This is a genomic window from Anaerostipes caccae L1-92 (assembly GCF_014467075.1).
In the GTDB taxonomy this organism is placed as follows: Bacteria; Bacillota; Clostridia; order Lachnospirales; family Lachnospiraceae; genus Anaerostipes; species Anaerostipes caccae.
Genome location: NZ_AP023027.1, coordinates 3,456,679 through 3,469,019, shown reverse-complemented (window position 1 = coordinate 3,469,019; position 12,341 = coordinate 3,456,679). Strand labels below are relative to the sequence as shown.

Here is a 12,341-nt window from a genome sequence, read left to right as displayed (position 1 = left end):
CTGCGCAAGGATGAATGAGTACCGATGAATTAAGGCCGGCGGCATGCCAGAAAAAGGTATAAAATTTCTGCCGTTGGCAATTATTAAGGAGGGAAGAAACGTGCCACGTAAAGGACATATTGCGAAAAGAGATGTTTTGGCGGATCCTATTTACAATAACAAAGTTGTGACAAAACTGATCAACAACATCATGTTAGACGGTAAAAAGGGAGTTGCCCAGAAGATCGTATACGGTGCATTCAACCGTATTGAAGAGAAAGCCGGAAAGCCTGCCCTCGAAGTATTCGAAGAGGCAATGAACAACATTATGCCTGTGCTGGAAGTAAAGGCCAGACGTATCGGCGGAGCTACCTATCAGGTACCAATCGATGTACGTCCGGACAGAAGACAGGCCCTTGCACTTCGCTGGTTGACTTTATACTCTCGCAAAAGAGGGGAAAAGACCATGGAAGAAAGGCTTGCAAATGAAATCTTTGATGCATCCAACAACACCGGAGCATCTGTAAAGAAAAAAGAAGACATGCACAAAATGGCAGAAGCAAACAAAGCATTCGCACACTACAGATTCTAATCTGGTGTGCGGGGCCTACCGCTTTATCCGAAAAACAATAGGAGGAAAAGATCTTGGCTGGAAGAGAATATCCATTAGAGAGAACCAGAAATATTGGAATCATGGCTCATATCGATGCTGGAAAAACCACTTTGACAGAGCGTATCCTCTATTATACTGGTGTAAATTATAAGATCGGTGATACTCATGAGGGAACTGCTACCATGGACTGGATGGAGCAGGAACAGGAAAGAGGAATCACGATCACTTCTGCAGCGACCACATGTCACTGGACTCTCCAGGAAAACTGCAAACCGAAAGACGGAGCATTAGAACACCGTATCAACATCATTGATACACCGGGACACGTTGACTTTACAGTAGAAGTAGAACGTTCCCTGCGTGTACTCGACGGTGCCATCGGTGTATTTGATGCAAAGGGCGGAGTAGAGCCGCAGTCTGAGAATGTATGGCGTCAGGCAGACACTTATGATGTACCGAGAATGGCATTCATCAACAAGATGGATATCTTAGGTGCAGACTTCTACGGTTCTGTAGAGCAGATCAAAGACCGTCTCGGTGCCAATGCAGTTATGATTCAGCTGCCAATCGGCAAAGAAGACGATTTCCAGGGAATCATCGACTTGTTTGAAATGAAAGCCTACATCTATAATGATGATAAGGGAGAAGACATTTCAATCACAGATATCCCTGATGATATGAAAGATGATGCAGAAATGTATCACACTCAGTTAGTAGAGCAGATCTGTGAGTTAGACGACGATCTGATGATGGAATACCTGGAAGGGGAAGAGCCATCAGTGGAAGCATTAAAAGCAGCACTGAGAAAAGGAACATGCGAATGTACAGCAGTTCCGATCTGCTGTGGTACTGCTTACCGCAACAAAGGTGTTCAGAAGTTACTGGACGCTGTTCTTGAGTTCATGCCGGCACCGACGGATATCGCTGCCATCAAGGGTGTGGATGAAGACGGAAACGAAATCGAAAGACATTCATCTGATGATGAACCTTTCGCAGCACTTGCATTTAAGATCATGACAGACCCATTCGTTGGAAAGCTTGCTTTCTTCCGTGTTTACTCCGGAACAATGAATTCAGGTTCCTATGTATTAAATGCTACAAAACAGAAAAAAGAGCGTGTTGGACGTATCCTTCAGATGCATGCCAACAAGCGTGAAGAGTTAGACAAAGTTTATGCAGGTGATATCGCAGCTGCCGTAGGTTTCAAGATCACAGCAACAGGTGATACGATCTGTGACGAGAAGAGTCCGGTAATCCTGGAATCCATGGAATTCCCAGAGCCGGTTATCGACGTAGCGATCGAGCCTAAGACAAAAGCAGGTCAGGGCAAGATGTCAGAAGCACTTGCAAAACTTGCAGAAGAAGATCCGACCTTCAAAGCTCATACTGATGAAGAGACAGGACAGACTATCATTTCCGGAATGGGTGAGCTTCACCTGGAAATCATCGTAGACCGTCTGCTTCGTGAGTTCAAAGTAGAAGCAAACGTAGGTGCTCCTCAGGTTGCTTACAAAGAGTCCTTCACAAAAGAAGTGGATGTGGACAGCAAGTATGCAAAACAGTCTGGTGGACGCGGTCAGTATGGACACTGTAAAGTACACTTTGAGCCAATGGATGCCAATGGTGAAGAACTGTTCAAGTTTGAATCCACTGTTGTCGGCGGTAACATTCCGAAGGAATATATCCCGGCAGTCGGAGCTGGTATCGAAGAAGCTGCTCAGTGCGGTATCCTTGGAGGATTCCCGGTACTTGGTGTAAAAGCTACTGTATACGATGGATCTTACCATGATGTCGATTCCTCAGAGATGGCCTTTAAGATCGCCGGTTCTATGGCATTCAAAGAAGCGATGCAGAAAGCCGGAGCTATCATCTTAGAGCCGATCATGAGAGTCGAAGTTACAACTCCTGAAGATTACATGGGAGATGTTATCGGTGATATCAACTCACGCCGCGGACGTATCGAAGGTATGGACGATGTCGGAGGCGGAAAGATCATCAGAGCTTTCGTTCCTCTTGCAGAAATGTTCGGATACTCAACCGACTTACGTTCCAGAACACAGGGTCGTGGAAACTACTCTATGTTCTTCAACAGCTACGAGCCGGTACCGAAGAGTGTACAGGAAAAAATCATCGCTGATAAAACAAAATAAGCAGGTTTTTTTGATAAAAAAATATGCTTGAATTCTTCAAAGAAATGAAATATAATCAAGGGTAGGACGGCCTTTGGTAAGGTGATTCGTCGACCCGGTAGTAAATAATAATTTATCTATTTGCCCAAAGGGCTAATAAGGAGGACATTTAAAATGGCTAAAGAAAAGTTTGAGAGAACCAAACCTCATTGCAACATTGGTACCATTGGTCACGTCGATCATGGTAAAACTACTTTAACAGCTGCTATCACAAAGACATTAAGTGCCAGAGTAGATGGAAACGCAGCCGTTGATTTCGAAAACATCGATAAAGCTCCGGAAGAAAGAGAACGTGGTATCACTATCTCCACAGCTCACGTAGAATATGAAACAGATAACCGTCACTACGCACACGTTGACTGCCCAGGCCATGCCGATTATGTAAAGAACATGATCACTGGTGCTGCTCAGATGGACGGAGCTATCCTTGTAGTAGCTGCAACTGACGGTGTTATGGCTCAGACAAAAGAGCACATCCTTCTTTCCCGTCAGGTAGGCGTACCTTACATCGTAGTATTCATGAACAAATGTGACATGGTAGACGATGAAGAGTTATTAGAATTAGTAGAAATGGAAATCCGTGAGTTATTAAGCGAGTACGAATTCCCAGGTGATGACACTCCAGTTATCCAGGGATCTGCTTTAAAAGCTCTTGAAGATCCTAACAGCGAGTGGGGAGATAAGATCATGGAACTTATGGCTGCAGTTGACAGCTGGATTCCAGACCCACAGCGCGATACAGACAAACCATTCCTTATGCCTGTAGAGGATGTATTCTCTATCACAGGACGTGGTACTGTTGCAACAGGTAGAGTTGAAAGTGGTGTGCTTCACGTATCTGAAGAAGTTGAAATCGTTGGTATCAAAGAAGAGACAAGAAAAGTTGTCGTAACTGGTATCGAAATGTTCCGTAAACTTCTTGATGAAGCTCAGGCTGGTGACAACATCGGTGCTCTTCTCCGTGGTGTTCAGAGAGAAGAAATCGAAAGAGGACAGGTTCTTTGTAAACCAGGTTCTATCACATGTCACACAAAATTTACAGCTCAGGTATACGTTTTAACAAAAGATGAAGGTGGACGTCATACTCCTTTCTTCAACAAATACCGTCCTCAGTTCTACTTCAGAACAACTGACGTAACAGGTGTTGTTGAATTACCAGAAGGTGTTGAAATGTGCATGCCTGGTGACAACGTAGAAATGACAATCGAACTGATTCACCCAATCGCTATGGCTCAGGGATTATCTTTCGCTATCCGTGAAGGTGGACGTACAGTTGGATCAGGACGTGTTGCTACAATTATTGAGTAATCAGTAATTTTTGTATTAGTACGAAATGTAAAACTGCAGTCTCTATAAAAGAGACTGCAGTTTTTTGTATAAAATATTAAAAATGTGTTTATTACTAAAAAATAGAAAAAAAGAATATAAATAGATAAAAATTACATTTGAATATTGAAAAGCAAATTGCAGAATGCTATAATTAATATTACAAACAAAAGCAATGAATAGTTGCACCGAGTAGAGAAAATGTTCAGAGAATTTAAAAGATTAAAAGATCTAATATATGGATATAATAGTGTGCCGGCTCAATATATGAATTATTGATACAGCCAGTTTTTAAAGATTGCGGAGAATAATTCAAACAAGTTATTCTTCGCTTTATTCGTCAGCTGCACATTATACGTTATTTATGTCATAAGATTGATACAGTTGATAAGAAATTGTTTCTTCGGAAGGCCAAAGAAAAAGATAGAGACACTTTCTTTTACCTATTTTACAAACCCGGTTTGGAAAATAAAAATGATCTTGATAGTCAAGAATTGTATAAAATTTCGGTTAAACTATCAATATATTGTTGGAGGTGTGTAAATGGAATTATTTCATGGAAGCAATGTAATTGTTCAACATCCAAAGATTTTGACCAACGGATTCTATAAGGATTTTGGTTATGGATATTATTGTACCAATATAGAAAAGCAAGCCAAACGATGGGCACTTACAAAAAAAAATCAACATATTGTCAATGTATATTCATATGAGCCAAAAGAGATTTTGAAGATAAAAAAATTTTCAGATTTGTCAGAAGAATGGCTTGATTTTATAGTAGACTGCCGCAGCGGTTTAGAACACAAATACGATATTGTAGAGGGGCCTATGGCAGATGATACAATATGGGATTACATCGAAGATTTTATAGAAGGAAATATTTCTCGTGAGGCTTTTTGGGTGTTGGTAAAGTTTAAATATCCAACGCATCAGGTAGTGTTCTGCACACAGGAAGCGTTAAGTACATTGACTTTTGAAAGGAGCTATATATTATGAAAAATATATTCTTTCCAGAGGAAGAAATAACGAAGAATGATCTATATTTTATTTGTTATATGGTAGAATGTGTGGCAAGAAAACTCCATCAAAGCAATTTATATGTAGTTAATCGTATAGGAAAGAAAGAACTAATGCGTTTGCTCAGTCTGGCCAATGTTCTACATTGTGAAAATCCGCTAAAAGTTGAAGAAGAATGGATTAAAGAATATCAGATGACGCAGGGAAGTGTAGATGTATTAGATGTGAATACAGAGTTAGACGTACAAATTCCAAGAGAAACCCAGATGGGGAAAGTATATACACGTTTGATTTTAGATACTATGCAGCCTGAGGAAGACTATGCGGAAGCAATCACAAGAGTATATAACAATCCGATATGTAAAGTGATTGATAACTATAATGCCAGTGCGTTTTATGAGCCTTCCTATGTAATTGCAAGGGCATATAATGAGGGTGGTTTTTAAAATATATGCTTCTATGGGATCAAATTTGCTTGCTATGACAGACTATTCCTTACCAAGAGTGGAAGAGGCCGCTTTGTCGTAATGGATAGATTCCAGGATATTGCGAGGATTTTTGACTAAAGTTCAAGCAATAAGAACCTATAATCATCAGCTGATTTATCAAATCCGGAAAATCAAAACTAAGATTTTCCGGATTTTTTTCATGGCTGACGGTTGATCCTGAGATTTTTTACAAAGCCGAGGATCATTTAACTCTCCCCGCTCCCCAAGGTACTCACCATCATATACCGATCGGCCCTATTAATCGTAATACAGTACTCCACAATTTTTTCTTCGTCATATGTAGTGGATTTAATGCAGAATCCAATCTCATTTTCTTCAGCATTCAGGTAATGACTTTCTTCATCAGTCAACGTAGTGATCGTGATCGTCTCGTCAATTCTCTTCAAGTTCAGCTTATATGTACGAATCAAAGTATCATATAAAGATTCAGCAGCAAAATTATATCGTTCCAGGCCGGGACAGTATTTTTCAGGGATAAAGGAAGTCTCCACTAGAAAAGGTTCATCCTCCAAATAGCGTACCCGCATCAAACAGTAAACCGGTTCACCCAGAGTGATTCCAAGATGGCTGCTGACAGACAAAGAAGCTTCCCGTTTATCAAAGGAAAGAACCCTGCTGGAAGTCTTAAACCCGTCTGCACCCCATCCGTCGGTAAAAGAACTGAATTTTTCCGTATCATCATCTATTTTTGGAGGTGCAATAAAATTGCCTTTTCCATGCCGTGTGAAAATATGATGTTCATAGCGCAGCCTTTTCAGTGCAGAGCGGACCGTCAGCCTGTTTACCTGAAATGCTTCCGCCAGTTTACGCTCGGAAGGCAGAGGATCATAAGGCTTCAGATCATTTTCAATGATATATGCTTCAATCTTATCTTTTACTTCTTCACTCAAAAGATTGATATATTTGCTCATATAGGTCTCCTTACGTTAAAGTGGATGTAAAGGTAATCGTCCGTTCACTGTAATAGGAGCGGGTATATTCAATGGTTTTACCGGAAGAATTGGTAACTGTGTTATGGAGCATGAACACGGCAGAGCCTTCTTCCACATTCAGCAGAGCCGCCTGCGGATTCATGACTCTTACGATTTCCAGTCTCTGAGTATCCTGCGTAAGTTTGATCCGATTCGTCTCAAGCAGGTCATAAAAAGAGCACTGTTCAAAATCATAGCTGTCCAAGTCCGGGACAATGTGATATGGAGTATATGTATATTCTAAGGCGAATGGTTTTCCGTTTGCCAGTCGCAGCCGGAACAGAAGGAAAATGTCATCTTCCGGATCTATGTCAAATATTTTAGAGTATTTTGCTCCTGCTTTTGCTTTTTTGGTAAGCAGAACTTTATTGGATGGCAGCAAACCTGAATCCTGAATGAACTTTCCCATAGACTGAATGCTGTCGAGAGGAGAATGGACAGCGGCCTGGCTGACATAGGTGCCTTTGCCATGCTGCCGGGTTAAAAGGCCTTTTTCAATTAATACTTCTATTGCTTTTCGGACGGTCATGCGGCTGATCCCAAAAGCGTCTATCAATTCTCTCTCGGAAGGAATTTTACTTCCCAATGGATATTCATTTTTATTTATTTTTCTTTCGATCAAATCAGCAAGCTGTAAATAAACGGGATATTTTTTCGGCATTTTGCACCTCCTGCCAATAAAGACTGGTATTCTCTCAGCCTCTTTCTAAAAAAAACAGAAAAATCAGTGGTATCTGAATCAGTGTTTCAAGACTGCCAAAAGACAGAGATTTTAATAACTGGTTTGCTCATCTGGTATATAGAAAGAATATACCAGTTAGGAAAAAAAGTCAAGTGGTATGGAATTAAACGAAAAAACCAAATCTGTAAAAAATCCAAAAAAAGCAGTAAAATTATATAAAGTGCACAAAAATACAAGATGCATAGCGATAATAAATGGGAGTATTGACATGTAGAAATTAAAATGGTATGCTAAAAGCACCAAGACGTATACGTGGTATATAACAAGAAGTGATGGAGTTGAAAGGAGATTATAAAATGACATACAAAAATTATGACAGAGAAACTTACTTAAATAGCTTTAAAGAGATCATGAAATTAAAACCCCAGGTTGAAAAATATATTGACGATGCATTTGAAAAAGGTGTGGATAATCTGGTTATGGCCGGAGTGGGAGGCAGTATTTCCATCATGATGCCGATGGAATATTTCGCAAAGAAAAGAACGGCGATGCCGGTTTATATGGAAAATGCGGCAGAATTAGTGTTGGGAATTAATAAAGCAATTACAGAAAAATCACTGGTTGTCCTTTACAGCGAATCCGGAACTACAAAAGAAGCCATTGCGGCGGCAGAGTACTGCAGAGAAAAAGGGATTCCGACCATTGGAGTCAGCGGAAATGAGGAAGCGCCGTTACAGAAACTGCTCACATATCCGATCGTCTGCGGTGCGGGAGATGAACTTTCCTGTGACGGAGACCATATGAAACTCTTTCTGATCGTCAGCGCAATTTTACATAAGAACGGCGACATGGATGACTACGATGAATTCATGGAGAACCTTGCAAAACTGCCGGAAGCTTTAGCTAATATAAAAGAAGAAGTAGACGAAGAGGCAAAGGCATATGCATATCAGATTAAAGATGAACCATATCACATGCTGGTGGGTTCCGGAAACTTGTGGGGATCAACTTACTGCTTTGCAATGTGCTATCTGGAAGAAATGCAGTGGATTCGCACAAAATCCATTGAATCACCGGAATTCTTCCATGGCACGCTGGAGCTTTTAGAAGAAGACACAAGCATCATGATCTTCAAGGGAGAAGATGAGACCAGAATGCTGACTGAGAGGGTAGAGAACTTTGCAAAGAAGATTTCCAAGAAAGTAAAAGTCATCGATACCAAAGAATATGAGGCAGAAGGAATCGCAGAAAAATACAGAGGAGATTTGTCACCGGCATTCTTAGAAGCTTATCTCGGACGGCTGACGGCACATTTGGAAGATGCAACCGGACATTCCCTTGACATCAGAAGATATTACAGAGTGATGGATTACTAAGAAATTTTCAGCAAACTTTTCTATGACAGAAAGGAGAACAGGCAGTGGGCAAACAGATGGAAGACTATATACAGGAGACATCCTCTGTGATGGTCCGAAACATTGAACAGAGAAAGGAACTGACAAAACCCCTGATTGGCTGGCTTTTAAAGGAAGGGATCAGACAGGGGAAGACACTCGTGATCGTGGCATCCGGATCTTCTTATCATGCGGCACAAAGTGCGCTTGCGTTTATGGAAACGTACATGAAAAGGCCGGTCCGCCTGATAACGCCGTTTGCTTTTACTTACTATGAAGAACTGAAAGAAAACAATCTTTATCTCTTTGTTTCCCAGAGCGGAAGCAGCACCAATGTGGTAGAAGCGATCGAGCGGTATCAGAGGGCAGGATACCACGCAATGGCAGTCCTTGGGAAACCGGGGTCTGCGATTGCAGAGCTTTCCGACTCCTACGTGGAATACGGCGCAGGGGAAGAACGTGTCGGATATGTTACAAAAGGAATGAGCACACTGACTTGTTTCTTCATGCTGGTATCTCTGGAGTTGTCCACAGAGGATATAGAGAAAGAAGTTTATGAAAAGGCAGTCAGGGAGCTGACATGTGCATGTGAAAACCACCATCGGGTTTATTTGCAGGCAAAAGAATTTTGTTTGGCAAACAAAGAGACATTATTGACGATGAAACATGCATTTTTCATCGGCTGCGGAGCAAATATGGGAACCGTGAAAGAAGGTTCCCTGAAGCTCTCCGAGTTAGTACACATACCAACGGCATCATTTGAAACAGAAGAGTTTATCCACGGACCGGACCTTCAGCTGACACCGGACTATACATTATTTTTCGTCAGTTCTGGAGACCCGGCAGGGAAACGGACAGAAGAGATCTGCGGCGCAGCCAGGGAGGTTACCGAGAATTCATTTTTAATAAAGGCAGATCTTAGAGAAGAAAACGGAACAGACGAGATTGTTTCACCATTATATCTGACTGCATTTTTTCAATATCTGGCTTACTGGACGGCAAAAAACAGGAACATAACGACGGAACATCCGCTGTACATAAAATTTGAAGAAAGAATACACTGCAAAACAAGCGACTATGAAGAAGATCTGCCATTTTAGGGAAAGGAGATGATACGGTGCGCCATATCATTTTGACGGGACATTCCCGCATATCAGAGGGGATTGCAACTGCCATTGAATTTGTTTTAGGAAATAAAATACCATACTTTAATGCTTATATGGAAGGAGAGGAGCTGTATTCCAAGAAACTTCGGGAGAAGATTTCGGAATACCCGCCGCAGGATGATATTATCATACTCACTGATATTCTGGGAGGGAGCGTCAACAATGATATGATGAAGTTCCTGGACCGGCCGAATCTCCATTTAGTGTGCGGGATGAATCTGCCGCTGGCAGTACATCTGATCTTATCAGAGGAAGAAAATACAGAACAGTTAATCAGGCAGGGCATTCAGGCGGCAAAAGACGGAATCCAGTATTGCAATGACATTCAGGTTTCAGCCAATATGGATGATCTGGGGGACTTTTAAATAGGAAAGGAGAAGATACAAATGATTAAAAAGGTGAGAGTTGATTATCGTCTGCTGCATGGACAAGTAGCATTTTCATGGACTTCCAAGCTGAGTGCCGACTGTATTCTGCTTGTCACAGACACGCTTCAGGATGATCCTGTGAGGGTTACTTCTGTGAAACTGGCAAAACCGCCGGGAGTCAAAGTTGTAGTAAAGACCATTGAGGAAAGCATCAAAGCGATCAAAAGCGGCATTACAGATAAATATCATTTATTTGTTGTGTGCGAGAACATCGAGGGTGCCTACCGCCTGGTCAAGGAGCTTGGGATCAAGGAACTGAACCTTGGAGGGACAACACCGGGAGATGATAAAAGGTCTCTGGCACCGGTTGTTTATGTAAATCAGAAAGAAGAAGAGATGTTAAAGGAACTGATAGAGGACGGAGTGCATGTCTACCAGCAGGGTGTGCCGGAAAAGGCAGAGCAGACGATACGTCTTTAGAATATGAAAAGGAGGAACAGCTATGAGTACAGGAGTACAGGCAGTTCTCCTGGGAATCTTAGGGTTTTGTACAAACTTTGAATGGTTTCTGGGGACTTGTATGATCCAAAGACCCATTGTCATAGGCCCTTTTGTCGGACTCATTATGGGAGACTTCCAGGCCGGAATTATCATGGGAGCAACGATGGAATTGGCATTTGCCGGCGCGGCATCGATCGGGGCATATGACCCGCCGGATATGGTCAGCGGAACGATTCTCGGCGTGGCGCTTGCCATCAAAGCAGGGGCAGGACCGGAGATGGCGCTGACCCTTGGGCTTCCGGTAGCGAGCATCGTACTGGCGATCAGCAACGTGACAGGATATCCGATTCTGAACTTTTTTGCCCATCTGATGGATAAGAATATTGCCGACGGCAATGACCGGGCATTTCAGAGAAACTTTATTTTAAGCGGCTTTGTGGCGTGGGGAGTGACAACGCCGATCGTGCCGATTGCGTTTTATCTTGGATCAGACAAAATTTCCGCACTGATGAAATTAATTCCGGAGTTTGTGCAGACAGGTATGGAGATTGCAGGAGGACTTCTGCCGGCGATGGGATTTGCCCTTCTGGCACAGATGATTATGAAAAAGAGCATCGCTCCGTTTTTCTTTATCGGCTATTTTATCGTCGCCTATTCAGGGGTATCAACAACCGGTGTTGCTTTATTTGCAATACTGATTCTGGCAGCACTGTTTGGAATCTCCAGCACCGGATTGTTCGGATCAGGCCGGGTGCCGGCTGTCGCTGATGAAACGGAAGGGGGAGATTTCGATGAGTTTTAACATACATGCCGACTATAATGGGAAGATTACAAAAAGTGATCTGAGGAAAGTGTGGCTCCGGTCGATCCCGATGGAGCATTCTTGGAACTATGAACGTATGATGCACTCCGGTTACTGCTTTGCCATACTGCCGATTCTAAAAAAACTGTATCCAAACAAAGAAGACTACATCAAGGCTTTGCAGCGGCATATGGAATTATACAATGTGACCATGTACATTTCTACGCTGCCGCTTGGAATCACAGCAGCCATGGAAGAAAAAAATGCGGAAGATCCAAATTTTGATACCACATCTATTTCTGCGGTAAAGACGGCTTTTATGGGGCCGCTGTCAGGAATCGGAGATGCGATGTATCACGGAACTCTCCGGATTATCGCAATGGGAATCGGTGTTTCTCTGGCTATGAAAGGCAACATACTGGGCCCGATCCTGTTTTGGCTGATTTTTAACATACCGAACTTCGGACTGCGCTATCCGCTGACATTTCTCGGATATAAACTGGGCGTGGAGGCCATGGATAAATTAGAGAAATCCGGAATCATGGATAAAGTCATGCAGGCAGCCAGTATCCTAGGACTCACTGTCGCCGGCGCCATGACCGCAGAAAATGTGTATCTGTCGATACCGATTAAGTTCGGAATAGGAAAGGATGCCACAACGGTGCAGTCAATCTTAGACGGAATTATGCCCGGAATTCTTCCATTGGCTTTGTTCGGTGTGATCTATTACATCTTTAAGAAGGATAAGTGCAACCCGATCGTGATGATGTTACTGCTCATGGTACTTGGTGTTGTAGGAGCATTTTTTGGATTCCTTGGGTAAG

At 42.4% G+C, this 12,341-nt stretch carries 13 protein-coding genes; 11 read left to right on the top strand and 2 right to left on the bottom strand.

Annotation, left to right across the window (positions count from 1 at the left end; all coding sequences use genetic code 11):
* The first annotated feature begins 100 nt into the window (after positions 1-100).
* The 5 genes from rpsG (at position 101) to ANCC_RS16965 (ending at position 5,570) form a co-directional block, all read left to right on the top strand.
* On the top strand, positions 101-571 hold the full coding sequence (rpsG, locus tag ANCC_RS16985; protein ID WP_024729154.1) for a 30S ribosomal protein S7: 471 nt from the start codon (positions 101-103) through the stop codon (positions 569-571).
* Between the two features lie 53 nt (positions 572-624).
* On the top strand, positions 625-2,742 hold the full coding sequence (gene fusA, locus ANCC_RS16980) for an elongation factor G (RefSeq protein ID WP_083774656.1): 2,118 nt from the start codon (positions 625-627) through the stop codon (positions 2,740-2,742).
* Positions 2,743-2,895: 153 nt separating this feature from the next.
* Complete coding sequence (tuf, locus tag ANCC_RS16975) at positions 2,896-4,089, top strand: elongation factor Tu (RefSeq protein WP_006568224.1); 1,194 nt, start codon at positions 2,896-2,898, stop codon at positions 4,087-4,089.
* Positions 4,090-4,650: 561 nt separating this feature from the next.
* Positions 4,651-5,103 (top strand): DUF3990 domain-containing protein, encoded by a 453-nt coding sequence (locus ANCC_RS16970; RefSeq protein WP_006568226.1) that lies wholly within the window; start codon positions 4,651-4,653, stop codon positions 5,101-5,103.
* On the top strand, positions 5,100-5,570 hold the full coding sequence (locus ANCC_RS16965; protein WP_006568227.1) for a hypothetical protein: 471 nt from the start codon (positions 5,100-5,102) through the stop codon (positions 5,568-5,570). The genes ANCC_RS16970 and ANCC_RS16965 overlap by 4 nt, the downstream gene beginning before the upstream one ends.
* A gap of 248 nt (positions 5,571-5,818) precedes the next feature.
* Here ANCC_RS16965 and ANCC_RS16960 read toward each other — a convergent pair whose 3' ends face one another.
* On the bottom strand, positions 5,819-6,544 hold the full coding sequence (locus ANCC_RS16960) for a GntR family transcriptional regulator (RefSeq protein ID WP_006568228.1): 726 nt from the start codon (positions 6,542-6,544) through the stop codon (positions 5,819-5,821).
* 10 nt (positions 6,545-6,554) lie between these two features.
* Positions 6,555-7,265 (bottom strand): GntR family transcriptional regulator, encoded by a 711-nt coding sequence (locus tag ANCC_RS16955; protein WP_006568229.1) that lies wholly within the window; start codon positions 7,263-7,265, stop codon positions 6,555-6,557.
* Between the two features lie 377 nt (positions 7,266-7,642).
* On the opposite strand from ANCC_RS16955, the gene ANCC_RS16950 reads away from it, so the two are divergent.
* The 6 genes from ANCC_RS16950 to ANCC_RS16925 are packed head-to-tail and all read left to right on the top strand — an operon-like array spanning position 7,643 to position 12,340.
* The gene (locus ANCC_RS16950) at positions 7,643-8,662 is read left to right on the top strand and encodes an SIS domain-containing protein (RefSeq protein WP_009290152.1); all 1,020 of its coding nucleotides are present in this window, start codon (positions 7,643-7,645) and stop codon (positions 8,660-8,662) included.
* Between the two features lie 44 nt (positions 8,663-8,706).
* Positions 8,707-9,780, top strand: coding sequence for an SIS domain-containing protein (locus tag ANCC_RS16945; protein WP_156340707.1), 1,074 nt, complete (start codon positions 8,707-8,709; stop codon positions 9,778-9,780).
* A 17-nt stretch (positions 9,781-9,797) separates the two neighbouring features.
* Positions 9,798-10,211, top strand: a complete 414-nt coding sequence (locus ANCC_RS16940) for a PTS sugar transporter subunit IIA (protein ID WP_006568233.1) — start codon at positions 9,798-9,800, stop codon at positions 10,209-10,211.
* Positions 10,212-10,232: 21 nt separating this feature from the next.
* Complete coding sequence (locus tag ANCC_RS16935; RefSeq protein ID WP_006568234.1) at positions 10,233-10,694, top strand: PTS sugar transporter subunit IIB; 462 nt, start codon at positions 10,233-10,235, stop codon at positions 10,692-10,694.
* Between the two features lie 22 nt (positions 10,695-10,716).
* Positions 10,717-11,517 carry a PTS sugar transporter subunit IIC gene (locus ANCC_RS16930; protein ID WP_006568235.1) on the top strand — a complete coding sequence of 267 codons (801 nt, stop codon included), beginning with the start codon at positions 10,717-10,719 and terminating at the stop codon, positions 11,515-11,517.
* Positions 11,507-12,340 (top strand): PTS system mannose/fructose/sorbose family transporter subunit IID, encoded by an 834-nt coding sequence (locus ANCC_RS16925; RefSeq protein ID WP_006568236.1) that lies wholly within the window; start codon positions 11,507-11,509, stop codon positions 12,338-12,340. The genes ANCC_RS16930 and ANCC_RS16925 overlap by 11 nt, the downstream gene beginning before the upstream one ends.
* Position 12,341 lies beyond the last annotated feature (1 nt).

Bases quoted from the DNA above. Each gene is read 5' to 3' on its own strand.
- tuf (WP_006568224.1), top strand. From the start codon at position 2,896: ATGGCTAAAGAAAAGTTTGAGAGAACCAAACCTCATTGCAACATTGGT.
- ANCC_RS16970 (WP_006568226.1), top strand. From the start codon at position 4,651: ATGGAATTATTTCATGGAAGCAATGTAATTGTTCAACATCCAAAGATT.
- ANCC_RS16965 (WP_006568227.1), top strand. From the start codon at position 5,100: ATGAAAAATATATTCTTTCCAGAGGAAGAAATAACGAAGAATGATCTA.
- ANCC_RS16960 (WP_006568228.1), bottom strand. From the start codon at position 6,544: ATGAGCAAATATATCAATCTTTTGAGTGAAGAAGTAAAAGATAAGATT.
- ANCC_RS16955 (WP_006568229.1), bottom strand. From the start codon at position 7,265: ATGCCGAAAAAATATCCCGTTTATTTACAGCTTGCTGATTTGATCGAA.
- ANCC_RS16950 (WP_009290152.1), top strand. From the start codon at position 7,643: ATGACATACAAAAATTATGACAGAGAAACTTACTTAAATAGCTTTAAA.
- ANCC_RS16935 (WP_006568234.1), top strand. From the start codon at position 10,233: ATGATTAAAAAGGTGAGAGTTGATTATCGTCTGCTGCATGGACAAGTA.
- ANCC_RS16930 (WP_006568235.1), top strand. From the start codon at position 10,717: ATGAGTACAGGAGTACAGGCAGTTCTCCTGGGAATCTTAGGGTTTTGT.
- ANCC_RS16925 (WP_006568236.1), top strand. From the start codon at position 11,507: ATGAGTTTTAACATACATGCCGACTATAATGGGAAGATTACAAAAAGT.